The organism is Enterococcus sp. DIV1420a, assembly GCF_051712165.1.
GTDB lineage: Bacteria > Bacillota > Bacilli > Lactobacillales > Enterococcaceae > Enterococcus > Enterococcus faecalis.
Genome location: NZ_JBIOOI010000001.1, coordinates 206059 through 232288 on the forward strand (window position 1 = coordinate 206059; position 26230 = coordinate 232288).

A 26230-nucleotide genomic window follows, 5' to 3' on the forward strand; every position below is an offset into this window, starting at 1 on the left:
TTTACCCCTCCTAATTAAACCCAAGATTTATCATAGCTTCAGAAGATGCCATAGCTCGGTTAATACTATCAAATTTTTCAAAACCACTTGATGATTGTCTATACATTCCTTCATAAGTGATTTTTTTAGCTTCTACAACTTCTATCAATGTTTCTAACAAATATTCTAGTCTCTTGTTATCACTCTGATTGGTTTCAGTTTGATTTATCCTTAAAGTCGCTGCTTCTTGCAAGCCTTGTAAAATAGGCACATTGCCTTTTCCTTGAAATAGATTTATTAGTTTCCCTAACATTCCTGATGATCTTTCATTAGCACTTAAAGGCGTTACTTTAGTAACTCCATTTCTTGCTGTAATAAGTTCTGGTCCTGCTTCACCAGCAATTGCCGCTCCATTAATAAAAGAACCACCTTTAGCTAGCAACGGAATTGGATGTATATTAAACCCTTTTCCGCCTATACCTGGAACCCATTTGGGCAACTTAATATTATTTAAGCCTTTAAGAAAGGCGTTTAACAATCCAATCATATAATTTAATGGTGTCTTAAGTAGTGCAATAAAACCATCAAAGATACCACTGACAATATCACTTAACCCGTGCCAAGCCTTTTTCCAATCACCAGTAAACACACCTACAAAAAAATCAATAAATCCATTGAATATTTTTTTACCCGCATTGAAAAAATTCATAAAATTTTGAATGGTTGCATCTAAATACCCCTTAATTGTATCTACAATAAAATCAAAACCTACTACAAAAACATCTTTAAGAAATAAAATAAATGCTTTAATTCCTTCTCTTACCCATTCAAATTTCACATATAAATAAATTAAAATAGCAATCACTGCTAAGACGGCAATAACAACTAACGTCCAAGGGCTGGCTAATATACCAACAGAAACTACTAGCGCTGCTATTATTGGCATCAATGCGGTAAAAGCAACAATTAATATACCGATAATAATAACAAGTGACTTTACTGGACCTGGCAAATTGCTAAACCAATTGGCAAAACCTTGTATTAATGGAATTAATGCCGTTAGAATCGGCTCCAGTACTAATGCTAATTCTTTACCTAAATCAGCCATAACATTTTTTAAGTTTTGCATCGCTAGTTGCTGTGCATCAATCGGGGTTAAAATATTTTCAAATGTTTCAGCTACCGTACCATTGCTTTCTATAGCGATACTAGCTAAATCCTCTAAATTTAATGCTCCGCGCTTAATTGCATCCGCCATACGTGGTCCGCCTTTTGAACCGAATATTTCACTAGCAGCATTAATCGCTTCTGTTTCACTCGTAGCATTTTTAATTTTATCCTGAAGTTCATTAAGTCCTTGAGCTAACGATTTATTATCTTTAGCATATAAAACAGTCGCTTTTGACAATCCACTTAACGTTGCGCCTGAATCTACCCCTGCTTGTTCTAATTGTCCTAACAGTTGTACGCCCTCATCAAAACTTAATCCGAGAGCTTTTATTTGTGGCGCTCCTTTAATTGCGTTATCAAATAATTTATCCACTGATTGGCCGGTATTTTGTGCTACCTTAGTTGTTACATCTAATACGTGGTTAAAATCATCATAAGAAAGATTATAAGCTTCAATCGCTTTTCGTGAATCAATAGCTGTTTTACTTATATCCGCTTTATTAATACGGACAAACTTTAATAAGTTCTCACTCGTTTGTTCTAGTTGTTCATCGGTAAAACCAAATTGCGTATTCATTTCGCCAATGGCTGAGCCGACATCTTCAAAAGAATCTACTACCATTGAATTCGTTAATTTTTTGTAGGACGCCATCATACTCTCAGCAGCTGAACCAGTGGCACCAGTTTTAGTGGTAATAACTTCTTCACCTTCAGCTACTTCCCTATAAGCATTTTGTGCATAGCGTCCAATTTCTTTTAATTTATCACCGATACCACTTAAGGCTTCAGCAGCAGCCATTAGATTGCTAGCATCTAGTTTTTCGCCTAATGATTGTGCTGCATCACCTGTTTTGCTTAATCCACCAGATAATTCTTTCGCTTCACCCTCTAAATTAGCAAATGCTACTTTAGCCTCATTAACTTTAATTTCCATCTCCTTAGCTTCTTTGGAATTATCACCATATTCCTTACGAACTTCGGATAATTGTTGTTCCATACTATCAATTTTTTTCTCAGCTAGTTCAGATTGTTCAGAAACATACTTTTGAGCAGCGGCAAATTTTTCAGCTTCATCTGCATTTTTCAAAGTGGTTTCTTGTAATAACTTGTATTCAGAAGCTAAATGTTCAGAGGATAATTCTAAGTCTCTTTGTTCTTGCTCCAACTTAGTAACTTTTGCTGTATAGCCGCTTTGGGCTGATTCCGCTTGTTCTAATGAATTCTTAGTTGTATTAATTTTATTAGCTAGCTGTTGTTCAGTTATTTCAGCACTTTTTAATGCTTTCTCCATTTTTTGTGCTTCTACTGAATTTTCACCAAATTGCTTTTTTACTAGCTCTAACTGGTTTCTTGTTTGTTCAGTTGTGCTTTTTTGTAACGTATATTGCTTTTCTAAACTCGTTAAAGTGGCAGATAATTTATCAACATTCGTCCCTGTGTTCTTAAGCTGTTCTTGCGTTAACTTTAAGTCTTGTTTTAACAACTTTCCGGCATTCACATTTTCATTTATTTTTTGTTTATATTCTTGATTAAACGCTTTAAACGTAACTTTTGCTTCTGCGCCACTGCTCATATCTTCACCGCCTCGCTATTTATTTCTTCTTTCTTGTTCTGCATAACGCCAATTTTCAATCGCTAATTTATTCATGGCAATCGTATTTACATCTTGTAATGGCAAATGCCAAAAGTCATGTTCATTTACACCGCACATAATAACATAGACGGCATATAAATCTTCTATTTCTTCGATTTTGATTTTCGGTAGTGGGCTGGTTTCTGCTTTTTTGGCGTTTTATTCATGAACTCCTGGGCAAATTGATTACGCCCTTTCTTTGTTAAAACAGCTGTTAAAAGCGGCGCGGCTTCTTCAACGTCTAATTCATATAACTTCAAAAATTCAATATATGTTAACCCTTCGGGATTAGCATTACGGTATGAAATAAAAACCGCGTCAATCAATGCCATTTCATCAATTTCTTCATCACGAATCATTGCATTTAAAACTAATCTAGTACGATAATTTTCTTTTACTCTTAATTGGTGTAAAAGAAAAGCATTAAATTTAGGGTTTACTGCCACTTTTTTATTTCCTAAAAGTATGTGCGTAACTGGGGTTAATTCTTTATTATCCATTTTTATCTCCTTCTTTAAACTGTTTCAGTTATTGCATCAGCTGCATCTGAAACTAGCTCTTCTGAAAAACTTGTCCGCCATTTATTGGCTATTTCTTCGCTAATTTGATCCGTAAACGCTTCTACATAAGCACGTAATTTCCCATTTATTTTAGTAAACATAGCAGTAAACGAATATTCCACCATTTGGTATTCATCAGCTGTTCGATCAACTGTAAATTGTAACCCACTTTCACTAGTACACTTTGGAAAAGCAACGAGTTTCGTTACGTCATCAAAATCATCAATAACATCTGCAGTCAATGTGAAGTCGCCAGAAGAACTATCTTCGTTATACGAATAAATTCCTGGCTTCAGACCTTCATTACTCAATCCAATCAAAGCTAACACAGTATCTGTACGTGCGTGACCAGTTAATTTTACATTTAATTGTACCGGTTTCCCTTTGCGTTTAATTGTTTGAATCCCGCATTTAACCTGTTTAAAGGCCATTTCTGTTTCTGATGACAAAACTCCGGCGCATCCAAATGAAATTAATTGGTCATTCTTTTTGAATTTTAATGATACTTGTGAAATTTCCATCGGTGTAAAGGTTGATACAACTTGTGTATTCATTTAGTTTCCTCCTAAATATTTATTAACTTCTTCTTGTAAAGCTTCTTCTAACTCTTTTGTAATAGCTGGAATTCTACGTTCCATTCCTTTTCTCATAAACTCTTGTGGCAACGGATTAGCATTGCCTATACCTAAGTCTGGATAGACTATATACCGCCAGTTAGGTTTAGGACGAACTGTAAACCCTAAATTTTCATGCATAATTTTTAACGAATCCGCATTTTGGATATGACCTACTGTTGCTCTTTTACCACTTTCTAGGGTAATTGGTAGTTGTGGATTTCTTTTTGAAATTGGAAATAGTTGTTTTATAGATTCTGTAGTTTGCGGTTCACTCTTGTTTTCTAGTGTTTTGTTGATAACTACTTCTGAAAGATGAGGAATTTGTATCATTTTTTCTTGTAATTTATCAACTTCCACTAAATTAACATTCCAACTATCTGTTCTCCAATCACTATTAGCAGACATTTTTCATTCTCCTATTAAAGAAAAACTGAATTTCATCGATATACTTATCTTCTTTATTTTTTTTGATTAAGTATTTTTTTGATCGTATAAACTTAAATAGTTTCCCATGCATCGCTGCAATAATTTTAATTGACAATACGTCCAAGTCATCTCTATTTTCTGAATAAAACGAAATAAGCAATTCTTGAGTAATGGTATTTTCATCCATTGATAGATTCATACCGCCAGTTTCAAATCTAAAATAGTTATATCCCCCGGTAGTTTCAATTACTTCATTTAATGAATCATCGCTAATTATGTCTTGAAACACTTTAAATGGTTGAACCTCTTCTAGAATAGAAACAAGCTTTTTATTGGACTTATCCAAATGATCAATTAGCTTTCTATCATCAATTTTCATTTTTAACTACCTACCTTTTATGCTAAATTACCCATTCTAGATAAATACCAGAATAAATACCGTTTATCTTGATCACAATCAACTTTAAAAGCTTCATATTCCGTTCCATCAATTACTAACAAATAGTTTGGTTTATTCTTTTTATGCAAAGATGGTGGATAAAATGTTTTGAGCTTTAATTCAAGCTCTTTACCTTTAGCTTTAGCTAAATCATAATCTTGCTCTCTAGCATTCAGCTCATTAAAGTACAGTTCTCCTTCGGGAATAAATTCATAACCCAACACTTTTTTTGTAACGCTCAATCGTGTGTGCTTCTTACCATAAGTCAGAAGACCGGCATTTAAACTTTCATAACGTTCTCCCATTATCTATTCCTCCTAACTTTTACAGCTTCAATTTGTAGTTCTAAAATTTTACTACAAAAATCTTTATCAAACAGATGCCCATTATCATTCCAATAATACTTACAGTAAGCTTTTAACAGTGATCTAGCTTGATTACCTAAGTCACTGGTATCTGTTTCCTCAAAAGGCAAAGAACCAGCCTTACTGCATAAGTAAGACTGGCCTTCATCAATTAGTTCTTTTAATTCTTCATCAAATCCATTAAATGAAATTCTTAAGCTCTTTTTAATTGATTTAAATAATTGACTTTGATCCATTATAAATCCTTTGCTATTGATTCATCGGGTTTGATTTTTTCAATATACACTTGATTAAATTCGTTTTTATCTGGATTTGTTAATTCTGAAATTCGCTTTGCCCCTTTTTTACCATTATAAATATCTCCCTCACTATATAATTTATCATGGTCTTGTTTATCATAAAACGGTCGAATAACTTTATATTCCATTAAAAATCACCTCTCATTAAACTCTTTCCGTCCCATCCACTTCTGGCTTTATCGATTCTGATGTTTCATTCAATAACCCTGTAGGTTGTTGACGTTTGATATTTGCTTCACCATCTGAATCGGGCATCTTAGCCCCTGTCATTCCTGATAAGTCATAAACGTAGAATGCATCTTGATGCTTCGCTAAACCAGTTCCTGTAAATTTGGCGATAAATAAATCTAAATCTTCAATGGCTAATGTTTCTTCATATTTTTTTAATTCTGTAGTACTGGAGATAGCCAAAAGATAATTCTTGGGATTCCCTACCGTAATAATATTCTCATCTTCTGCATAAGATTGAACAATTTCTTCCCCTGTTGGAAGTTGTGTTAGTACCCATTTCTTATCGTCTGTCATTTGAGCTAATTTAGGAAATAGTTTTGTCCAATACGTAACCGGATGAACAAGAGCAATAATTGGACCATTATCTAATTTATCCCTTGCAAAAGCCGCTCTTACTCCTGCTAAAGATTCAGGATCTAAGTTTGTTAAAGAATGTTTTTGTTTATCAGGATAAACACCATCTACTGCTCCAGATAGTTTTTTATTCATTCCAATCGGCTGATTTTTACCATTGCCTTTTACAATAGCGATCTCTAAAGAAGCAGCCATAATTTCATACATCACAGTCAAGACATATTTTGCCAACCATGCTGGTCCTAATGCAAAGAATCCCTTCACTACTGGAACAAATCCTGAGAGCTTACTTGTTTCAAAATTAATAACTTTGATACTCTTAATAAGAATCTGTTTAATATCGTCTGGAATCGTTCCCCAAAAGGCCGTTGTTTTTGTTGGATCTGCGTACATATATTTAAACAATGCCCCAGTTGATTGCGCATCTACTTTTGAAATCAATGGATGTTCTTCAGTAAGTCTAGAAAAAATATCTTCTACATAAGTTTCTGGGAACGCTTCGTCTAATTTATCAAGACTTTGTTTTTCAACAGCCGCATTAAAATATTTTCTTTCTACAGAAGTCATTGGTTTCATAACTCCGCGAGAAACGAGAACACTTTCATCCGTATATTTTTCTCCTTCTTCTTCAAAAACTTTTTCTGCTTCTGATACGACAACGCTTTGAATACCTGCTAAGAATGCATCTAGCGCTTGTTCTTGTGCTTTTTCGTCATCACCTTTCATTGCATTAAAGAAATCAGCACGTTGTTCACTTAATTTTTCTTTCACTAAATCACTGTTAAACATTATTTAGTTCCTCCTTCAAATAAATTCATAAAATTTTTTAATAGATTAGGTTGTGTTTCACTTACTTTAGCTCCGTAATGCTTCCCATATTTACTCATTAATTTTTCTGTAATAGAAGCTGATTGGTTGTCTTTAATACTATTTTCAACAATTTCATCAGCAAAACCAAACGCTACTGCTTCTTCTGCAGTCATAAATTTTTCAGCGGATAACAATTCTTTTATTTCATCTTCATTTCCAATGAATTTTTGCATATATGTTGCAATTATAGATTGTTCAGTTGCTCTTAAAGAGCTTACCACTTTATCCAAATCATCCGCGTTTCCTACAGCATAAGTCCAAGGATTGTGGATCATCAATTGTGAATTAATCGGCATTACTAATTTGGTTCCTGCTAAAGCAATTAGCGAACCGGCACTTGCTGCTATTCCGTCAATATACGTAATAATATTTTTATCCGATTCCTTCAAAATATTGTAGATAGCAATTCCCTCAAAAACGTCACCACCATAAGTATTAATGTGTACTCTTACTTTGTCCGTTTCAATACCATCCAATGCCTGAATTACTTTTCTAGCTGTTACACCTTCTCCCCACCAGCTATCGCCAATATCACCATGCAAATAAAGGTTTGCTTCATCACTAGCATTAATAGCTGTTTGTACTTTTGTTTTAATTGTTCCTAATCTTAAACTTTTTGTTTTAAGTAACTGTTTCAAGCGATTCACTCCTTCCTAAATAAGTCATTAATTTATTGATCGCACTTTTAATTTCTTCAGTGTTCTGATTAATGTTTTCATAATTTTTCGTTATATAATGTTTCCATGCCCATGACTCATCAATAATTTCTTCTCCTAATTTTTGAAGAATATCATTGACACAGTAAACACCAATCCGTAAATAGGCTTCTGCCGCATTTGCAAACGAAATTGGGTCTTTTGTAAATATAAAATCGGTTTGAATAGTTAATTTATTTCCTTTAATAAATTCTTCTTTGCCATATAATTTTCGATTAAACTCAGTTTGCCAGTTTTCAATAATCGGTCTGATAGCATCATCAATTAAACTTTCTCTCATTCCTTCATTATCCGCTGTATCTCCTTTAATAATCCCCCGCGGAATATGAAAAGCATCTGCCGCTTGGTTAATAATATCTTCAAAAATACTTGTAATGTCTCTCGATGTTACGGCACCACTTTTAGTGTTACCTGGCACTACTTCAATTTTATCTAGGTCTAGCCCTTCTTCAAGCGGTGAAATAGAATCTTTATCGCTAAAAATAGCCTTGAATCTATTTTCGAAGATATCATCTAAAATGTCATCGTATTCATTTCCGATTACATTTCCTTCCTTGTCAAATATTTCTTTGTCCTTAAACTGTTCAAATTGTGTAGCGATTTTTAATTTCATTTTTATCGCATTTCCACGATTATAATTTCTAATCGAATCGTTTAGAAGTCGTCCATAATCTTCATAAACCTGATCCACAATTTCCTTTACTTTCCTATTATTAAATTTCAAATTAATAACATCATGTTCATACAAAACTTTTGAATAGTTCATTCCACTAGGTAAAATAATATTCTTATAAATATTAGGTTTAAATGAAAATTTTTCCACATCAAAGTATTCCGCAACAATTAATTCTCCTGTTTTCGATTGAATAATTAATGCCCCATCTTCATAGTTATAAACCATTTTATAGACTACATCATAAATAAAATCTGCTTGATTTTGGTTTTGATTTGGCTCATAGTTTAACCGCCACCATATATCTCCTTTATGTGGCTTTCCTCTAATAAATGTCTGAAACCCACACAAAGAAATAGCATTTGCGATTCTACTGATACAAAGACTTAGCGCATAATTTTTGTACCTAACATGATTAATAGATTCTATAAAAATCGCTTCTCTTTCCTTAAAAGATGTCCCAGAATTCTTATTATCAAATAGATTTTTTACAATTGGCCACTCTCTAATCGCTAACACTCCCAATAAATCATCACTCCCTTCAATTTCCTACAACACTTCTTAACCTTTTATTAGGTCTACTAATTGGTTTCTTGTATGGCGGCTCAATAACTAATGCATGAATAAAAGCCATAAAACCATCCGTTTTTCTCGTCTTCGGTTCTATTTTTTCATAGGTTTTATTTCCCTTAGCATCAAAGTTTACATAGACATTATTTGTATACCAACGCATCATAAAATCCTTTCCAAACACGATATTTTTCAAGGCAAATAAACTATCCACTAAACCGGCAATTTTACCATGTGTAATAGGTCCATTACGAACTTGTTCTATATCAATACCGTATTCTTCGAATTTGTCTTTCAAAGCTGAATATCGCCAAGAATCAGCCGCAATTTTTTGAATTCTGTATTTCTTTCGCTGCTCCAAAAACCATTGTGCTAAATATTCTGGTTTAACCATGTCATCATTAATAATCGTTGCGTATCCTTCCCGTACTGCCCGATCAATATCAAATTTAAATTTAGTAACTCTTAATGACCTATGGCAGATAAATGTATGCTGAATAAAATAACGTTTTTCACCAATACGGAATAATAAACCGCATGAAACAAAGTCACGTATATCTGCATAATCAATTCCACCTACACATGGTACAGAAGTCAAATCAGGTATTTCTTGTTCTGTAGCTAAGATATCTTTCCATTCGGCAACTGCAGCAAAAGCATCTTGTATAGGTATATTCATCCTTTTCGTCAAAAATTCAATCATTTTAGAAGGAGATTCTAAAGCTTTATTGTATTCTTTCTCGACTTGGGCCATTAAAATCTTATCGTAAAGTAATCTCGGAATAGCTTTAATCCAGTTCTTTTTATCATGAACTTCTTCTAAATTATCCAGCTTAAAAATAAATGGAAATAATTTTGAACTCTTTGTTTCTCCTGCAAAAATTCTTTTAACTAAGTCCTTTATACTATCCAAAAAGCCACCACGAATATATCCGTCTGTTGTTAAATAAAAGATTCTGGGAAATGCCACTTTACCTAACGCTGATGAAAATACATTAATTAAGTCCTCGTTTTCATATTCATGAATTTCATCAAAAATTATCGCGCCTGGTCGTAATCCATCTTTCGTACGGGCATTACTAGTGTGATATTTTATCTTTGAACGTGATTTTTTATGCGTAATAACAGATTTTGTATGTTTAAAATGTTTTTGTAATTTAACTGATTCATCAATGACATCGAAAACATCTTCAAAACTTGTCTGTGCTTGATCTTTAGTATTTGCTACTATGTCAACATTATATTTATTTATATTATTAATTTCTGGTAAGCTAAAGACTAACGCACTGATTAATCCATTCTTCCCTGTACCCCTTCCCGATAGAAAAAGATATTCATCAAAAACTAGCGTTTGATCTGAATAATATACACCAACTACAAAAGAGATAAAAAATTTTTGAAAAGGGTGTAATGTGAAAAAATATTTTTCTGAACGTTTAATAACTTTCTCAATCTTTTTATTATCAATAAATACATCTTCACGATCTAATTTTTCTCTTACTAGTGGCATTAGTTCTTTTTGTTCCTGACAAGTTTCAATTTCCCTAGATTCAACTAAATACATCCACTCAGAAATTGCATGATGATATTTGTTAGGAAATTTAGGAAATGTTTTACCTTCAATAGTCGTCATTGTCATCTACTTCTTCAATTGGCTTAATATCCAGTATTTCTAAAATATCTGTCATTCGCTTATGAATTTTTGGTAACTCAACAACTGCATCATTTCGTTTACGAAATTTTTGAGAACCATTTTTAATAACAACCATTACTCCATTTCGCTCAATATCAATTTTTAGTTTCTCTTTGATTTCCCAAAAAGTTAAGTAGTCCAAAACCAAATCATACCAATAGTTTGCGGTCTTTCCATCACGTTCCAATTGATTTATCAATCTTGCTTTAAGCTTTATTTTACGGGCTTCTCGCGTTAATTTTGGCATCTAACCCCCCCTATCATGCGCGCGAAATTTTTTCTTTTGGCACCACCCCTTCCCGTTTCGTGTTCCTCCTAAAAGAATTTGCATTTGCTTTAGATCGGGGGACTACCAGCGCTCCTCATTCTTGAATTTCTTTTTTTTAAAAGCTGATAATTTTTCTGGATGTTCTTTGTTGTGACATGAATTACATAAAGGCTCTAAGTTTGATAATAATAATGCTAAAGATGGAAATTCTTTGACTTTCTTTAAATGGTGAACCATATGAGCTTTATTACCACATTGAGCGCACTTTCCACCATTCATATTAATTACAATTTTTCTGACTTTCAGCCATGTTTTAGTTTGATAAAACTTAACTAGTTTATTTTCATCAATCCATTTCAATATTTTTCGATACATTGCTAGATTCATATAATCAATTTCTTTAGCCATCCATCGACACCACCTCACAATCTGTGTTGTTTTGTAATTAACTCGTTACATACTTTCTCAAATGCTTCTGTACGTGCTTATCCTTCCAACGACCATGACCGCAGTAAACCAACTTGTAACGATCAATTTCAGCTGGTGTGACTTCAGTGCCAAACTCGACAATGGTTGCGTTCGTTAAGCGTTGAATACTCTTGATCCGTGCACTATCAAGATGAATTTCATCTAAAGCTATGTACCAATAATTTCCCTGTTCAATGCGCTTCTCTGCTTCAAACTGTGTCGGGCTAGGATAATGTTTTTCGTTGTAATAATCCGGCATGTTGTCCCTCCTTCTGTCCATGGCACACGTCCTTTTAAAGACAATCATTAGTTTATTTGGTATATTTTTATCGGGTAGCCACTCCGACTAATTAACATTGCTTGTTATCTAGACATAACTTAACTACCCAGCCGCTAGCTAGCAAGTCTAGCGGTTTTTTTGTGCGAAAAATAAAACAGCCTCGCAAAGAGACTGCTATTTCTTCCATGTTCCATTATTTACATACTTCTCTACAAGCTTATTATCTACTTTTGTTTCCACGCCATTACTGAATACTACTTTGTGTACCCTACCTGCTGGTGTTGCTGTTCCGGTAATTCCGTTTTTCAATTTGAATTTAAACATCTTAATTCCCCTTTCAAAATGAAAAGACGACAACTAAATGAATAGCTGCCGTCTTTGATATTTTTTTGACAATATCATAGTACCTCATTTTTTTAGATATAAACATGAGATAAAAGTGTTATAAAAATGAACTAAAAATGCTATAAAAATGAAGTGTTTTACTCATCAACGTTGATTGTTTCTAAAGCTTTAGCATATAGAAAACCACAATGTCTTATTGAATAATGATTCTCTTCCGCAATTTCTTCTAGTGTTTTTATTTCAATAAAATATTCTTCAAGTATTTCAGCAAAGCGAAAATCATCAAGCGCATCAATACAATCTAAAATTTCTCGTCTTACTTTTTTGGATGTGTTTGTTAAAGTATAAATTCTATGTTGAAGCTCTTCTTTCTTTTCTAACAAATCATCTTTTGTTATTGGTAATCCTCCACCAGGCATATCGGTCATTACTTTTGACTGTAATCCTACTAATCGTTCATTTACGGAGGCAAGTTGTTCTTCCAAGCGATTAATCCTTGTAAGATAGTTTCGATAACGTTTAAGAAAATATTTTTTCTTTTTTGTTTCGTCTTTCAATTTCTCACCCCTTATTCTAAAAAGTGTGGCCAGCCACACTTTGTACATACTTTTATTTTGAAAGTGTGGCCGAATAAACTCCTACTCCCTCAACGGTTTTGACTTGTTAGCCACAGAAGCCACACTTTTTTGACTATCTTATATATATAATATATATACTATTATTCTTCTTTTTTTCTTTAAGTAATTAAAAAAAGTATGAAAAGTATGGACAGTAGTATATAAAGTCAATAGTACCAATGGTTTATACGAGCCATACTTTTACAAAAAAGTGTGTACAAAGTATGGCTTTTTACAAAAAGTGTGGCTTTTATTCTGTTTCATTAGATTTATAATAAAAATATCTTTTCCCCATCATTCTGCGTTGTGTTTTTTCATAACCTAAAGATTTCAGACGTTGAGTAAATTTTGTTTGTGTATATGGCTTATTTCCAGATTCTTCACAAGTTTTCAAGTATTCATCATAAACACCTTTTGTTGTCATGTTCTCGTCAATCCCACATTGATGAATAAACGTTAAAATAGAATCACTTTCAACAAAATATTCTTCTGTAACTTTCGCGACGGTTTCGGAAGAAGAAAGTTGGCCGCCATTGTTATTAATTCGCTCCATTGCATTTAAAGCGATATTCAATAAATATGATTTTGCATTATCTGAAGATAATTTTTCATCAATTTTTGGGTCTGATTTTTTTACTTTGTTGTCGCATGGAATAATTACTACACGACGAGCAATCCCACCTGATTTGTCTTTAAACGTTGGCATTTCGTTTGCCGTAAAAATTAACGTTGCTTTATTCTTTAATTTGTATGGCTTGGAATAAATTGGCCGAACCATGATGGTATTTCCTGATGCCAACGTTTTGAAATTCATTGATTTTTCCATATAGCCGGCATCAATATCATCTCCAATGTTTACAAGCTTGCCCTCTAATTCCATCACGGAAGTTTGGTCGTTGAATTGTTCCAATGCCAGGTTTAAACCTAAATCACCAATAAATGAATTGAGCATTTCTAAAAAAGTGGATTTTCCGTTTGCTCCAGATGATCCAACCAAGAAAAATACTTTGTGCGGAAAACCTGCAGTCATTAAAATATGACCAAGCATTTCTTCTACGATTAAGCGTAAATCTTTCTTATCTGAAACAAGAAAGTTCAGAAATTCATCGACTATTTTATCATATGCATCTGGATCGTAATCAACATCTAAAAAGAAAGGCGTAAATTCTCTGGTTGACATTGGAATAATTTCTGCACCATCCAACATGAAATCATTACGAAATTGAATTGGAAAATCTGCAGCTTCAATCAACTCACCTTTGACTGGTAACAAGTCTAAAATTTGTTTCCATTTCGCTGGCAATAGTTTTATACGCTTATCAATTTTCCTTAGCAGCTTATTTCGGTCGTTAATCCAATAATTATCTTCCTTGTGGAAAATTGAACCATTGAAAAACTTTACTTGGAATTCTTGGGCCAATGCTTCACTCGTCATGATCATGTCTTTTGGATCGAGGTACAATTGTTCACGAATTTCTTTCTCACTAACTGAATTGACCAATACATGAATATCAGTTACTGGCAGTGATTCTTCATAAACATCGTCATTGATAAACTCGGCAATCTTTGTCAATGTATCATAATCGAGTTCATACATTTCGCGTACTGCCATTAAGTGAGAATAGAGTGAACTATTTCTTGCTCCTTCTTTCATGCCAGCAAGCACATTTTTAACTTTCACTGGCAATAATTCGAGTGGCAAAGCAGGTAAATCATCAAACATTTCAAATGTGCCATGCATTTTTCTAAGTTGGCCGTTTTGTTTAATGGTTGCTGTTGATTTATTACCTGTTTTGTAATCAACTTGCGCACCTGAAACCGTTAATTTCTTGGTCCAGTTTTTTAATAGAATTTTATGGCCATTAATTTGGACAGGTCGTTTATAGTAAAGGTGAATACCACGCTTGGTTTCAAAAGCCATGGTTGGATATTTTTCTAATAACTTACGGCCAATTTCTGGAAATTCATCAAAATCAACCACAACTGTTTCTTTGTTTAACAAAACAGCTGCATTATCAAGTTTTGATAAATCAGTATAGAAATCATCCAAACTTTTTTGATCTGGCTTTTTCTCCCCTGGGCTTAATTTTATAAAATTTAACACACTATTTTTTCACCTGCCTTAGAAAATATTTTTTTCAATTTGTTTAATGTACCACTGAACATCAATATCTTTTTTTGTGGCCACACTCGAAGATAAAAATTTATCTGGTGATCCAGGTAATTTCGAGTGTAGGTCTTTTTTTACTTGAAAAACACCACCGCATTTTTTGTTCGTGGTTGCAATTCCACACACTGTATTATTTATTCGTTTGTACGTTTGATTTACTCTTTGTTCGATGTGTTCAAAATCGCCTTGTAATTTACCAATATAATAAAAATCTTCAATATCGCCACTTTTGAATTGCTGGATAACAAAATCTTGTGGTTTGATGTTAGCAACTACATTTGCAAATACACCAGCACTGACAATTGGCATATTATTAGATAGATAAGTAGGTGGTGCAAATATTCCTTTACGAATAAAATCACCATCAGTTGTTTGAAACACATAATCATTAACCGCTTTTTGCCACACCTGTTTTATTGATGTGATAGATACATTCACATGCACTTGTTCACACCAACGATTTAATAAATCCCGAATCAGTGGCTCCATGATTGGATTTATCTTTACAAGAATGCCGTCAGTGTTAGTTTGAATTAATTCTTCAACAAAGTGTTCCAAAACTAAAATTAAATGCGTAATTATTAATTGCCCACTGACCGTTACTGAAAAAAACTTTTGTGGATCGTACATAGCTGAATAAGGATTATTCATTGATCCATTCACTGCGTTAATTAACGTCTTGTAAGTTAGTTTTTCTGTCTGAACTTTTTTATCGTACAAATCAGAAAAAGCACTAGGATTTTTTATACTTCTACTTAGAAAATTATTATTCAAAATAATAGTTGGAAAGAACTGCTTCACATCTATAAGTAGAAAACGTCCGTTTCCTTTGTATTTTTCTTTTGCTGCATGCAAGCCACCAAAACCGTAGATATGCGTTAATCCTGCTAATGTCATCTTGAACTTTTCCGTTTTGAGTTTTTCCTCTAGCGTATTCTTATAGCTATTTTTTATTGATTCATAGAAATTTAACACGCGGTCAGGTAGTTCATGCTTAGGTACATTTTTATCAATATCAAAAAATAAAATATTTGGCCGCTTCGGCATTTTCTTAGCTTGTAAAATTTCTGCAGCTAAATTCGCACGTGTTTTTGTCACAGATCGTGGTGATAAATTAAATTCTTTGACTATCTCGAATTTTGTTTCTAAATATTCTTCACGTTCTTCAAAAATCTTTTCGCATACGTCAATTCGTTTCTTACAAAATTCTTCTAACGTTTGCGCTGAAATATCCATACGTAGATTAAATGCTATTTCTTCGATAGTACAATTCCTAGCTTCTTGACTTAAATCAATACAAAGCTGTTTTTGTAAAAATGAACTTTTTCCATCAGTTAAAATTTTGGCCAAAAATTTGTCTGTTCCACGATGGTTTCCATAGCTAACAAGATAAGTGACAGATGAAAGAGCCTGTGTTAGGCTCTCTCTGTCATTTGCGGTCGTGTACGTGTTATCTGTTTTGAAAACTGCTAGCCAATCATTTTTATTTTGGTATAACCAGTAAAAAGTAAACATTGACCAGACCCCTTTCTAATTTTTAATATGGCAAATCTTCATCAGAAATATCAATAACATCAGTGGTTTCTGGTTCATCTTCATACGCAACAAAATCATAATTTTTATATGGTTTTGACTGGTCTTTTTTATTTGTTGATGAGGATACCACTAAAATATATTGGCTGCCAATTACATCTTGAAAGGCTCTTGCTAGTGTTTCTTCATCTTCCCAATCATCATCGGTTAATTGTAAACCAACAACACTCGCTAATTTCCCTACTAATTTAATGTTTTTGTTTAGCACAAAAGATGGCACTGCGCTTTCATCAAATCCTAAACTGATAAATTCTTTTCGTCCTGCAGCTTCTCCAACAGTTACTTCATTAGTGAAAGACAAAGCTTCCCAACCGCTGTTAAATACTTTGTGTTCTACTTTTTCCAACGTTACATCATATTCACCATCAGATAATCCTTCGAATCCACCTGCGTTTGGATCGTCTGTTTTTGGATCGAATCCTGCTAATACTTCATTTGCTAAATCTTTTAATCCCATGTTAAATTCCTCTTTTCAATATATTTTTAGTTTTATTTTTTTGTTGTTTTTTAGATTTTTGGTTTGATACGGCGTTGAACAATCGCTGTTTTTGCTGGTTCCACTTTAGATGCCGCTTGATTAACTGGTGCTGTCGCTTTTGCCTTTTGTTTAGTTGGCTTAGTTTCGCTAACTTCTTCAGTTGCTTTTTCACTGGGTGTATCTTCATCCGTTGGTTTCAGCACATCTTCATTTTGTTCCAATTGCTTCACAATTTCATTCTGCTGTTTCTTCGTTGTTTTCGGTGTTCGTCCAAAAACACCTGTGATTGTGTCTAAAATAGCTAAAATGGTTTTGTCATCTACTTGATCACGCATATAGTCTTTACGGCGTGCCTTTGCAACTCTAATATAGTTCTTCCCAACTTTTTTACATTGAATAGACAAATCACAGTTACCATTTACGATGTTTTGATGTTTTTCTTTCAATGAAGGAATTTCTATTTCCGTTGTCCCTTCAAGTTTTGTTGCATTTCTTGAAATATAAATCACATTCATTGGTAAAGATTTTAATTCAATCACTAGCTGTTGAAAAATGTTTGTAAAAGCTGCATACCCTTTTCCGTAAGGTATATCACCCAAAGTTTCAACGCCTTCTTTGTCACAAATGTATTGCTCAATCATTACTACAATGTCGTCAATTACATCAAGAACTACTGTTTCATAAGTGTGTTTTTCTGTTTGTAATGCAGTAATCAATTTGTCTAACTGATCAATCACTGAACGCTTGATCTTACCATTCGTGTCTTTAATATTTCTAAGCTGAACCGAAGGAACGGTGTTTGCTTCTGCATTTCCATCAGTGTTAAAAATGACTGGGTTTGGAAATTGTGAAGCTAGAAAAGATTTTCCGCCCATTGTAGGACCCCATATAAAATAATTACGTGGTGTATCTTTTGGTGTTTGTGGTTTATTTTCTGGTAGAATACTCATATTTATTTTTCCTCCTTAAAAATAGCAATTTCACTAGGATGGACTGCTTCAATTTCTTCACGCTCAAACCAATAGACATTCACTGAATATTCAGGATCAGTTGTAAGTTCCTTAATTTCACCAATATCTCCCACTTCAGCATCTAAGCCCTTATCAAGTTTTGAAATTAACTTTACTGTTTGACCAACTTTTAAAATACTCATGCTAAAAATCCTCCTTAAAAATAAAATCAACTATTTTTTTTATATTGTTTTCAACAAATTCCATGTTTCTATATACATCGCATCCGCTTCTAAATTTATCATAGCCATCTAAAAACATCGGGCATAAATCACCATAGTGTGCACAATCAAAACCAATCCAATAGCTATTATCAACTTCTGTACTGAAAGTTAACCCACCGTGTGCTGGTAATTCATAATTATAATGATCTTCGATCTCATCGTAAGTCATGCCATGAAGTTCATGACCTTTTGGGATTTCAATATATCCACATAAATGCCCCATGTAAGGAACACCTACACGTCTGATATGACATAGATAACCTTTGTACTCAAAATCCTTCTCATTTCCTTCTTTTTCAACTACTTCTTTTAATTCAGGATAAATCATTATCAAATCCTCCTTATGAAAGAAACCCGTTATCCAATATGTCTTTACTGCGGTTCAGCTCTTCAGTCACTTCAAATTCATAGTAAGTACCTGCTTCTTTATGTTCTTTTTGAATGACTTTTTGTCCAACAACAATCCCATCTGATTCCTTTATCATTTTTTCAATATGATCATCAGCTTCTTTTCTAGTTGATGCATAGAATTTGCTTGTTTTCTTCAATGGTCTAATCATGTTATTTTTCCCCTTTGCTTTCTGTAATTTTTATAAAACCTTTAACTGGTGATTTTTTTAAATACTTGTTGTAAATATCAGGCTTTTCTTTTTTTAACGTTGTACTATCAACTGATTCACGAATAGTTGGTAAAATACGAGTAATCACAACGTCACCAGTATCAATACTTTTAATATCTTGTTCTTCCATTTTTTTGTAAAGAAGTTCGCGGAACTCTTTTTGTTGTTCTTTTAATTGCTTAACTTTCTTGTTAAAGTCCAACATTTCAAGTTCAAATCGTTCTACACGTGCAACTAATTTATTTACATCATTCCCGACAGAATAATATTCAGTTTCAGTCATATCAGGTTTTTCTTTTAAATATTCCACACGGATCCAAAAAGTTTCAATTGCATCCAAAATCTTTTCAATTTGTCCTTCATCGCGTTCAATTTCTTTAATTTTCAATAATGAAGAATCAAATTCCAAATCAAAATCTGTTGGTCTTCGATACATTGCCAACCAGCCATAATCACAACCTGTTTGATGAAAATAAAGCTGCATTTGGGCTTCGTAAACGGCAACTGTTGGTTTTGTTCCATGAGTTTTAATCTCTAATAAAATTTTATTTTCGTTATCAATACCATCAACATTTGAACGAATATAGTCATCCTTATCTATAAATGTTTCTGGATGAAAATTTAAGCTATTCATGGTATTAATGTATTCACGTATAGTTGGTTCCATTTTGTTACCAAAGTTTATATACGGATTGCTAATTTGTTCTGGTACTACAATGCCAGCTTTTTCTTTGGCCAATTCAAATTGTGTTTTATATTTTGAAAGACCAAGAATGACTGGTACATCTGAACCACCGACATATTGTGTACGTTTTTCAGTTACATTTTTATCTTGTTTCTGCACACCAAACATGCTATTCCTCCTTTAATTTTCATACCAATCTTTTTTTGCACAACGCATATAGGGATATCCAATTACGCTTGAATCTAATGAAACATATGTGAACACTTCATTACCATCAATGCTTTCTATATATTCTTCTAAAAACTTTCTTCGATCATACAAAGATAATTTATTTGGAATAAACACTAATTCTTCCGAATAAAATTTTCCTGTAGACTTAAAAAAAGTTAATTTGATTTCTAACCAATTTGTTTTATCTTCCATATTACTCACTTCCCATTCTTGTAGTCATATACAATTCTTCTGAAAAATCTTCTTTGTTTTCTAATGCTTGGTAAACGGCTTGCTCAATTGTCTGCTGTGTTATAAAACGATAAACCGTTACTTTCTTAGTTTGGCCATTACGATAAGCTCGGCCCAGCGCTTGACTATAATCTTGATAAGAATAAGTTGGTGTGTAGAAAATAACTGTATTCGCATATTGCAGTTCAATTCCTGCGCTACCAGCCATATATTGAACAAAAGTGACACTATTCTTCAATGATTTCCAAGACTGCTTAGGCGGTAAATTAGAATGCTTTCCGTTCACTTCAAAAAATGTTTTATTTTTAATTTTTCCCTTCAATGCTTCAACTTCTTTTTGATAGTAATAAAAGATAATGATATTGTTTTCTGTACCTTCACAAAGCATTTGGGCATAGTCTAATTTGTCTTTTTGGTTCGCATAGTATCTCAACCCATGAGCCAATTTAGATGGTGTGTCGTATTCTTCATCACCTAGCACTCTGTCTTTGGCCACTGTCATATAGTCTTTACTCTTCTTAAATTTCACATCTTCAAAAATCAATGGTGGCAAGTCTAATGCTTCATCTTTTGATATTGAGATAGTGAAAGAATCATATTTTGAATACAATTTTTCTTCATGAAGCCATCCTTCAATTTTTGGTACTCGCCGTGTACCAAGATACATCGTCCCCCATTGCGCATGCTGATCATTCATTTCTTTTTTTGATTTGAAGTAACCAAACATAATGAAATAGTTGTAGGTATCTTCCCAACCATTACTGGCTGGCGTTGCTGTTAAAAGAAGAAAATGACTAGATTGTTTAGTTAACTTCGCAGCTGCTTTCCCACGTTGTGAAGTTGAATTCTTGATGTAATGTGCTTCATCAAAAATGACAAACCAACCTTTATACAGTTTGTAACTATCCGTTAATTTCCCATAACTTAATTCAGTAAATGAAATTTCAATCTTGTAGAAATCACACACGGCCTGTATATCTCTTCGCCAGCCGCCTTCTTTGATTTTCTGCGGAGGTGCAACAATTAAAATTGGTTCACCACGTCCATACTTCAAATATTGATGAATTGCAGTGATTGTTTTTCCTGTTCCTGTATCCATTGCTAATAGATAATTGGCATCGATGGAATCAATTATTTTCTTTTGAAAGTCATATAACATTTCTTTGTTTGAGCATTGTGGATACATCGTCCACACTTCTTGCGACAATACTTATCCCTCCTGCTTGTTCGATTCTTTTCAGCTTGCTTTTTTGTAATGCACTGACAACTCCACCGCTTGGCCGCTTTACTTCAATAGCAACAAAATAACCATTAACACAAGCCAATACATCAGGTGTTCCTGCTGGTTGATACATAGAACCATGTACTTTCAAATAATAGGCACCTAAAGAATCGAGATATTTTTTTATCTGGTTTTCAACTTTCTTTTCTGGTCCACTCATTTTTAGCCAACTTCCACCGCCTGTTCACGATAAAATTCAGGTACTTTTTCTTTCAGTTCTGATTCTGTGAAACGTTGTTTTAACCAAGTATTTTTTCTGCTAGCAAACCAACTTCCATTTTTAAAACTTAAATATTGCGCTGTGCCATCGGTTGTTTTTAAATCAGGTAATGGAATTACATACATCGTTTCTTTTTTCATAGCTTTTTCTAAAGCCTTATAAATTTCCTCAACGTTATCCTGTAATCTAGGAAGTATTTTCCACAGTTGACACATAGCAGAAAAAATGGCCTTACTTGTATATGCTACTAACTCTGGTGTCCATTCGATAACTTTTTTATCGCCTACCATTTGCTCGAAATAATCAGTAGTTTGAAACGCTAATTCCTTAAGTTCTTCATCAGCTCCAATAACAAGTTCTTCTTTATACACTTCAAAAACATCAATTCCAGTTGGCTTATTACCACTAGACCATCTATATCCTTGCACTTCTAAAAACACCATTAAACTGTCAAAATCTTCCTGCGTTTTTACGTGATAATATTTTGTCATTTGCGTTTCTCCTCCTAAACCTTTGACAACTTAATCGTTGTTTGTACTTCGTAAACTTGACCACCCAATTGTTCTGCTACAAAATTGGCGTACTCTAGTCCGTTAGAGCTAACAACTTGAACAGTTCTTCTGTCGTATCGTTCATTTTTTACAGTTGTAACAGGTTCATCTTCGTAAAAACGTTTTGCCTCGTTTACGTCGCTGGTAAACCCAAAGCCTAGATACTCACGGCTATTCCCTTGATAACTTCTTTTGATATAAAGTTTTCCAATTTTAATGACAAATTCTTTTTCCATGTGTTACACTTCCTTTATATAGAATATTTATTTAATGGCTTACTTCGTCTGCAAACGAGGTAGGCTCTTTTGTTTTGCTACATACAACTGATAAGATATATTTATCTGTTTCTTCATCGCATCATACCCATTTTTATTTACTTTACTTTTATCAGGCATTGTATTAATCATGCCTGCTTTTCTCATATCAAATATTTTTCTGGATATCTGATATTTTCTTCTATTCAAAATCCTAGCTAAATATTCCGTATTTAAAACATAACCATTTTCGTCAAACTTTATTTCTTTGAGCAATAAATTAATATCTTCTTTTGTGTAAGGTCGATGTCTACTTGGCTTCAATTTTCCCGATTTAAATAACCGATTAATTTTATTTGTAATTGCATATTCTGTTTGATCTAGCTCCTGTGCTATAGTTACTAGCGGACAACCTGCTGTATACAACGAAATAATGCGTTCTTTTTCTCTACTCGTAAGAGGATGAGCGGGTGGGTCTATTGGGTCATCCCAATAAATTTCAAAAAGTTGGCCTTTTCTTCGCATGCGTAAGACTTTTGAGTGTATAACCTTCACTTCGCAACCCAATAATTCTGCTAATTCACGACCATTACAAACAAATCCTCTATGGTCATACTTGATTTTCTTCAAAATTAGCTTCTCTTCCTCTTTAGTCCACCTTTTCATCAACTAACACCCCACTTCATTGAGCATTTTTTGATAAGCAATTTCGTAACGTTCTAATTCTGCTTGGAAATGCTTTAATGCATGCAGATCTTGTTTTGTGGGAGGTTTTGCACTTTCATGACGTACTATTTCCAGTAAGGTTTCAATTTTTTCTCGTACCGCCTCACGTACTAAAAAGGCTTCACTCGCTGTTAACATAGTTTTTTCCCCTTTCATTTGGTGTAATAAAGCACCTGTTCTACTATCTACTATTGGGTTTGGTAAAATATATTGTTTACCTGAATCAATTATTATCGATTCTAAATAGTTCAAATTCACACTAATTATATGAATCCATGTGCCTAAAATTACTGTTGGAATTGCGACTATTCCTATTACGTCGATTACATCCATTTACTTCACCTAGCGATTCTGTTTCCTCTTGTAAATTTCACCAGCGTTATCGTCAATCCAACTATTAAATGAACAAAATTCAATGACAAGGTTATAAGTCATCAGAACTAATGCATAAATCAATAAAATTTTTCCGTCAGCTTCTGCGCCGATCAATAACCCTACTCCAAAGATATATAAGCAGTAGGTTAACTTATTTAGGTTTTTGTACATTTTTTTCATCGTGTTTTTTATCGTCCTTTCCTTTAATAGTGTACGTATGCGTGATACCTGTTTTACGTGTCATAACGTTACAATATGCTTGACCTAATAAATCAATATTTACTTGATCTGCCATATTATTCACCTCACTTGATATTTAAGATTTTTTTGATTTTTTTGATTTGTTTTTCTGGACTTCTACGGCCTTTCAAAATATCTGTAAGATACGGTTTTGAAAGGTCTAATTCTTCTGCTAACCATGTTTGAGTTTTTTTTGCTTTTACTAATGCAGCTCTTACTTCAAGCTCTAAGTCTTGTGACATCTAATCACATCCTTTCTGGTATACTTTTCTTATCAGCAAGTGGTCTGCTGAAATAACTGATAAGGTGGTGAAAATTAATGGATGATCTATCAAAAGACGCTCAAGAATTGCTTTCTGTTATCTATAAAGAATACTTAGATAGAATAAATAACGGTATTTCAAAATCTGAAGCGAAAATATTAGGGAGCGGTGAAGAATTACACCAAAATTTTTTCGAAAATTGGTTATATGATGACTTTATAGATACAATGCGTTCCTTGGCTAACAGCGGTTATATATCCAATAAATGGGCTTCTAACAAAATTTTTCGTTCAATTCTACTAGACAAAAGTATCGTTACTATGGAAAATCGCTTTAGCAATGATCTAAATAAAGTAATTAACTTCATTTCCAAAATTAGAGGTATTTTCAAATAATCAAACCACTTTCCAATCATCGGCAGTTAAATCTTCTAAATCCGGATTCCATCTCTTCGCAGGAGCGATGGGGTCCGTTCTAGTATCAATTAACCAACAGCAATCCGCTGTATTAGTAGCCATCACTGATAATTTAAGTCCTATATCAATCCACTTTTCACGAACTACGTATTTCCCTTGACTATGCGCTAAAACTAGTACTTCCTTTATATTCAACTTCATTCCCCCTTTCATTTCTAATTTGTAAGCTAAAAAATTAGCTAATTTAATAAAATCTGTTGACACGTTTCCAACTATAGTGTACTATTTATCCATAGCTAAATAAGCCTTCTAAAGACTAGTAAATAAACCCTTTTACCGTTCCCCAACGATTTTTTTGTTTTATTTATTGGTTTTATTTAAGAACTTATTAGCTAATAAATTAGCTTACGATAAGAGTATATCCAACTTTAGTTAGACAGTCAATAGTTTTGTCAAACTTTTTTATACTTTTTTCTTTTTTAGCTATAAGAAAGCGTGGAAATACTGATATGACAACATTTGAAAGGATACAAGAACTTGCAAAAAAACGTGATAAAAACTTAAAAGAGATATCAATAGAACTTGGTTACAGCAAAAACTACTTATATACGTTAAAAACTAAAGAACCTGCAGCTGACAAGCTAAGAAACATTGCCAATTATTTTAATGTATCGATTGATTACTTATTAGGAAGAACTGACAATCCTAACCCAGCCAATTCAAAACAAACAGATGATTTGGATGAAGTTTTAGACAATGTGATGAGTTTTGACGGTGAACCACTTGATGATCATGATAGAGAAGTTATTAGAGCATATTTAAAAGGTAGATTCGGGAAATAAATATGTAAGGTTGTGTTTTATGGTAAATATTAAAAACTTGGTAGATAAGTATAAGATAGATATAGTTTTCATTAAATTAAACAAACGAGCATGCTTTGAACCGAAGTACGGGATAATATTCGTTAATCAAAGCCTGACAAAAAAAGAACAGGAGGAATCTATATATCATGAATTTAAACATGTCAAAGATCATGTAGACATAATGCCTTTATATAAAATCCCCATTTTTAGATCAAAAATGGAAGCAGAAGCTGAATGTTATATGTTTGAGTGTTTGATTGAAAATAATGATGGTCAGTTTAATTATTCCAATGTAATCACACATTATAATTTAAAAATGGGGCAAGAAACTTATTTAATATGAAAAAGCCCGTGCTGGGAACACGGACTTTAGATCTCATTTTGAGAGTGAGTGAACAGTATTGAAAATAAATAAAAAACTCTATAACTACTCTATTGTTATTTTGTCAGTATTATCAATTTTTTTAGTTATTTTGGATTTTTCAAATATCATTAATATTAACAATACTCCTTTTAGTTTTATTGATAATTTTATTCTAACCACGTTTACTATTGATTATGTAATTAGACTATCTATTTCAAAAAATAAAATCAAATTTTTTAAAACAAATATTTTTGATTTGATTGCGATAATTCCTTTTGATACTATTTTTTCTTTCTTTAGAATTGCTAGACTATTTCGTATAGCTAAAATAGCAAGGCTCGCCAAACTAACACGAGCAATAGGAGTAGTTGGCAAACTAACTAGGAACACTAAATCATTCTTAAATACTAATGGCTTTTTAAATATGATTTATTTAAGTTTAATACTCATTATTACTTCAGCAATGATATACTCTTATGCTGAAAACGTTCCATATTTAGATTCTTTTTGGTGGGCTTTAGTTACCACAACTACTGTTGGATATGGCGATATTTCACCAGCTACGCCATTAGGTAGAGTTGCGGCAATCATTCTAATGATTTTAGGAATTGGCTTTATTGGCATGCTTACCTCAACTATTACAGAATATTTTAATAAAAGTAATAATGAAGATGAAGAATCAAATGATAAAATTGAAATACTTATTAATAAAATTGATCAATTAGAAACAACGATTGAACAGCTAAAAGAGGAAATAAAAAAATAACGCACCCTCTCCGACCAAGAAGTTAGTGCGTTAAAAATAGAACCAAAATAGGCTTATTTTGTTACGCCTATTTTACCAAAAATAATGAGGTGAAA

At 33.1% G+C, this 26230-nt stretch carries 41 protein-coding genes; 4 read left to right on the top strand and 37 right to left on the bottom strand.

Going from position 1 to position 26230, the window contains the following annotated elements; genetic code table 11:
• Positions 1–10: 10 nt before the first annotated feature.
• From IGI80_RS01125 to IGI80_RS01300, 36 genes are all read right to left on the bottom strand, one after another.
• The gene (locus tag IGI80_RS01125) at positions 11–2722 is read right to left on the bottom strand and encodes a phage tail tape measure protein (RefSeq protein WP_438722404.1); all 2712 of its coding nucleotides are present in this window, start codon (positions 2720–2722) and stop codon (positions 11–13) included.
• Positions 2723–2737: 15 nt separating this feature from the next.
• Positions 2738–2860 carry a hypothetical protein gene (locus IGI80_RS01130; protein WP_438722405.1) on the bottom strand — a complete coding sequence of 41 codons (123 nt, stop codon included), beginning with the start codon at positions 2858–2860 and terminating at the stop codon, positions 2738–2740.
• A 26-nt stretch (positions 2861–2886) separates the two neighbouring features.
• The gene (locus tag IGI80_RS01135) at positions 2887–3282 is read right to left on the bottom strand and encodes a hypothetical protein (RefSeq protein WP_438722406.1); all 396 of its coding nucleotides are present in this window, start codon (positions 3280–3282) and stop codon (positions 2887–2889) included.
• 14 nt (positions 3283–3296) lie between these two features.
• The gene (locus IGI80_RS01140; protein WP_438722408.1) at positions 3297–3896 is read right to left on the bottom strand and encodes a phage tail protein; all 600 of its coding nucleotides are present in this window, start codon (positions 3894–3896) and stop codon (positions 3297–3299) included.
• Positions 3897–4364, bottom strand: a complete 468-nt coding sequence (locus tag IGI80_RS01145; protein ID WP_438722409.1) for a hypothetical protein — start codon at positions 4362–4364, stop codon at positions 3897–3899.
• Positions 4354–4764, bottom strand: coding sequence for a hypothetical protein (locus tag IGI80_RS01150; RefSeq protein ID WP_438722410.1), 411 nt, complete (start codon positions 4762–4764; stop codon positions 4354–4356). Before IGI80_RS01150 ends, IGI80_RS01145 begins: the two co-directional genes overlap by 11 nt.
• A 17-nt stretch (positions 4765–4781) precedes the next feature.
• Entirely contained in the window at positions 4782–5129 is a 348-nt protein-coding gene (locus IGI80_RS01155) for a hypothetical protein (RefSeq protein ID WP_438722412.1), read from the bottom strand.
• Positions 5129–5425, bottom strand: coding sequence for a hypothetical protein (locus IGI80_RS01160; protein WP_438722413.1), 297 nt, complete (start codon positions 5423–5425; stop codon positions 5129–5131). Before IGI80_RS01160 ends, IGI80_RS01155 begins: the two co-directional genes overlap by 1 nt.
• The gene (locus tag IGI80_RS01165) at positions 5425–5616 is read right to left on the bottom strand and encodes a hypothetical protein (RefSeq protein ID WP_438722414.1); all 192 of its coding nucleotides are present in this window, start codon (positions 5614–5616) and stop codon (positions 5425–5427) included. The genes IGI80_RS01160 and IGI80_RS01165 overlap by 1 nt, the downstream gene beginning before the upstream one ends.
• A 16-nt stretch (positions 5617–5632) precedes the next feature.
• Entirely contained in the window at positions 5633–6862 is a 1230-nt protein-coding gene (locus IGI80_RS01170) for a phage major capsid protein (RefSeq protein WP_438722415.1), read from the bottom strand.
• The gene (locus IGI80_RS01175) at positions 6862–7581 is read right to left on the bottom strand and encodes a head maturation protease, ClpP-related (protein ID WP_438722416.1); all 720 of its coding nucleotides are present in this window, start codon (positions 7579–7581) and stop codon (positions 6862–6864) included. The genes IGI80_RS01170 and IGI80_RS01175 overlap by 1 nt, the downstream gene beginning before the upstream one ends.
• The gene (locus IGI80_RS01180) at positions 7565–8851 is read right to left on the bottom strand and encodes a phage portal protein (protein ID WP_438723393.1); all 1287 of its coding nucleotides are present in this window, start codon (positions 8849–8851) and stop codon (positions 7565–7567) included. The genes IGI80_RS01175 and IGI80_RS01180 overlap by 17 nt, the downstream gene beginning before the upstream one ends.
• Positions 8852–8873: 22 nt before the next feature.
• Positions 8874–10535, bottom strand: coding sequence for a terminase TerL endonuclease subunit (locus IGI80_RS01185; protein ID WP_438722417.1), 1662 nt, complete (start codon positions 10533–10535; stop codon positions 8874–8876).
• Positions 10522–10842 carry a hypothetical protein gene (locus IGI80_RS01190; RefSeq protein ID WP_438722418.1) on the bottom strand — a complete coding sequence of 107 codons (321 nt, stop codon included), beginning with the start codon at positions 10840–10842 and terminating at the stop codon, positions 10522–10524. Before IGI80_RS01190 ends, IGI80_RS01185 begins: the two co-directional genes overlap by 14 nt.
• A gap of 102 nt (positions 10843–10944) precedes the next feature.
• Positions 10945–11271: an HNH endonuclease gene (locus IGI80_RS01195; protein ID WP_438722419.1), complete on the bottom strand. Its 327-nt coding sequence runs from the start codon at positions 11269–11271 to the stop codon at positions 10945–10947.
• A gap of 37 nt (positions 11272–11308) precedes the next feature.
• Complete coding sequence (locus IGI80_RS01200; protein ID WP_438722420.1) at positions 11309–11590, bottom strand: hypothetical protein; 282 nt, start codon at positions 11588–11590, stop codon at positions 11309–11311.
• 195 nt (positions 11591–11785) lie between these two features.
• Positions 11786–11935, bottom strand: coding sequence for a hypothetical protein (locus IGI80_RS01205; protein ID WP_438722421.1), 150 nt, complete (start codon positions 11933–11935; stop codon positions 11786–11788).
• Between the two features lie 158 nt (positions 11936–12093).
• A complete protein-coding gene (locus IGI80_RS01210; protein ID WP_438722423.1) occupies positions 12094–12513 on the bottom strand; it encodes a hypothetical protein in 420 nt (139 codons plus the stop codon).
• A gap of 310 nt (positions 12514–12823) precedes the next feature.
• On the bottom strand, positions 12824–14677 hold the full coding sequence (locus tag IGI80_RS01215; protein ID WP_438722424.1) for a DNA primase family protein: 1854 nt from the start codon (positions 14675–14677) through the stop codon (positions 12824–12826).
• Positions 14678–14695: 18 nt separating this feature from the next.
• Complete coding sequence (locus IGI80_RS01220; RefSeq protein ID WP_438722426.1) at positions 14696–16258, bottom strand: hypothetical protein; 1563 nt, start codon at positions 16256–16258, stop codon at positions 14696–14698.
• A 22-nt stretch (positions 16259–16280) separates the two neighbouring features.
• On the bottom strand, positions 16281–16793 hold the full coding sequence (locus IGI80_RS01225; protein WP_438722427.1) for a hypothetical protein: 513 nt from the start codon (positions 16791–16793) through the stop codon (positions 16281–16283).
• Positions 16794–16843: 50 nt separating this feature from the next.
• The gene (locus tag IGI80_RS01230; protein ID WP_438722428.1) at positions 16844–17764 is read right to left on the bottom strand and encodes an AAA family ATPase; all 921 of its coding nucleotides are present in this window, start codon (positions 17762–17764) and stop codon (positions 16844–16846) included.
• A 2-nt stretch (positions 17765–17766) separates the two neighbouring features.
• On the bottom strand, positions 17767–17967 hold the full coding sequence (locus IGI80_RS01235; protein ID WP_057086713.1) for a hypothetical protein: 201 nt from the start codon (positions 17965–17967) through the stop codon (positions 17767–17769).
• Position 17968: 1 nt separating this feature from the next.
• On the bottom strand, positions 17969–18376 hold the full coding sequence (locus IGI80_RS01240; RefSeq protein WP_438722429.1) for a hypothetical protein: 408 nt from the start codon (positions 18374–18376) through the stop codon (positions 17969–17971).
• Positions 18377–18389: 13 nt separating this feature from the next.
• Entirely contained in the window at positions 18390–18608 is a 219-nt protein-coding gene (locus IGI80_RS01245; RefSeq protein WP_438722430.1) for a hypothetical protein, read from the bottom strand.
• 1 nt (position 18609) lies between these two features.
• Complete coding sequence (locus tag IGI80_RS01250; protein ID WP_438722432.1) at positions 18610–19521, bottom strand: YqaJ viral recombinase family protein; 912 nt, start codon at positions 19519–19521, stop codon at positions 18610–18612.
• Between the two features lie 12 nt (positions 19522–19533).
• The gene (locus tag IGI80_RS01255; protein WP_438722434.1) at positions 19534–19776 is read right to left on the bottom strand and encodes a hypothetical protein; all 243 of its coding nucleotides are present in this window, start codon (positions 19774–19776) and stop codon (positions 19534–19536) included.
• Position 19777: 1 nt separating this feature from the next.
• A complete protein-coding gene (locus IGI80_RS01260) occupies positions 19778–20974 on the bottom strand; it encodes an SNF2-related protein (protein WP_438723394.1) in 1197 nt (398 codons plus the stop codon).
• The gene (locus IGI80_RS01265) at positions 20964–21257 is read right to left on the bottom strand and encodes a hypothetical protein (protein ID WP_010827739.1); all 294 of its coding nucleotides are present in this window, start codon (positions 21255–21257) and stop codon (positions 20964–20966) included. The genes IGI80_RS01260 and IGI80_RS01265 overlap by 11 nt, the downstream gene beginning before the upstream one ends.
• 2 nt (positions 21258–21259) lie before the next feature.
• Positions 21260–21808 carry a hypothetical protein gene (locus tag IGI80_RS01270; RefSeq protein ID WP_438722435.1) on the bottom strand — a complete coding sequence of 183 codons (549 nt, stop codon included), beginning with the start codon at positions 21806–21808 and terminating at the stop codon, positions 21260–21262.
• A 14-nt stretch (positions 21809–21822) separates the two neighbouring features.
• A complete protein-coding gene (locus IGI80_RS01275; RefSeq protein ID WP_002399700.1) occupies positions 21823–22104 on the bottom strand; it encodes a hypothetical protein in 282 nt (93 codons plus the stop codon).
• Positions 22105–22143: 39 nt separating this feature from the next.
• On the bottom strand, positions 22144–22752 hold the full coding sequence (locus tag IGI80_RS01280; RefSeq protein WP_438722437.1) for a hypothetical protein: 609 nt from the start codon (positions 22750–22752) through the stop codon (positions 22144–22146).
• Positions 22753–22791: 39 nt separating this feature from the next.
• Positions 22792–23181: a hypothetical protein gene (locus tag IGI80_RS01285; protein ID WP_438722438.1), complete on the bottom strand. Its 390-nt coding sequence runs from the start codon at positions 23179–23181 to the stop codon at positions 22792–22794.
• 9 nt (positions 23182–23190) lie between these two features.
• The gene (locus IGI80_RS01290; RefSeq protein WP_438722439.1) at positions 23191–23337 is read right to left on the bottom strand and encodes a hypothetical protein; all 147 of its coding nucleotides are present in this window, start codon (positions 23335–23337) and stop codon (positions 23191–23193) included.
• A 37-nt stretch (positions 23338–23374) separates the two neighbouring features.
• A complete protein-coding gene (locus IGI80_RS01295) occupies positions 23375–23518 on the bottom strand; it encodes a hypothetical protein (protein ID WP_438722441.1) in 144 nt (47 codons plus the stop codon).
• 10 nt (positions 23519–23528) lie between these two features.
• Positions 23529–23705, bottom strand: a complete 177-nt coding sequence (locus tag IGI80_RS01300; protein WP_010708393.1) for a helix-turn-helix domain-containing protein — start codon at positions 23703–23705, stop codon at positions 23529–23531.
• 77 nt (positions 23706–23782) lie between these two features.
• Between IGI80_RS01300 and IGI80_RS01305 the strand changes: the two genes are divergently transcribed.
• Complete coding sequence (locus IGI80_RS01305; RefSeq protein WP_438722443.1) at positions 23783–24121, top strand: hypothetical protein; 339 nt, start codon at positions 23783–23785, stop codon at positions 24119–24121.
• Here the strand turns inward: IGI80_RS01305 and IGI80_RS01310 are convergent, their stop codons facing one another.
• On the bottom strand, positions 24122–24337 hold the full coding sequence (locus IGI80_RS01310; protein ID WP_438722444.1) for a Thoeris anti-defense Tad2 family protein: 216 nt from the start codon (positions 24335–24337) through the stop codon (positions 24122–24124).
• A gap of 314 nt (positions 24338–24651) precedes the next feature.
• On the opposite strand from IGI80_RS01310, the gene IGI80_RS01315 reads away from it, so the two are divergent.
• From IGI80_RS01315 to IGI80_RS01325, 3 genes are read left to right on the top strand one after another with little or no spacing between them, the layout of a single operon-like run.
• A complete protein-coding gene (locus IGI80_RS01315; RefSeq protein ID WP_438722445.1) occupies positions 24652–24984 on the top strand; it encodes a helix-turn-helix domain-containing protein in 333 nt (110 codons plus the stop codon).
• 19 nt (positions 24985–25003) lie between these two features.
• Positions 25004–25348: an ImmA/IrrE family metallo-endopeptidase gene (locus IGI80_RS01320; RefSeq protein ID WP_438722447.1), complete on the top strand. Its 345-nt coding sequence runs from the start codon at positions 25004–25006 to the stop codon at positions 25346–25348.
• Positions 25349–25406: 58 nt separating this feature from the next.
• Positions 25407–26135 carry a potassium channel family protein gene (locus tag IGI80_RS01325; RefSeq protein ID WP_438722448.1) on the top strand — a complete coding sequence of 243 codons (729 nt, stop codon included), beginning with the start codon at positions 25407–25409 and terminating at the stop codon, positions 26133–26135.
• The last annotated feature ends 95 nt before the right edge of the window (positions 26136–26230 follow it).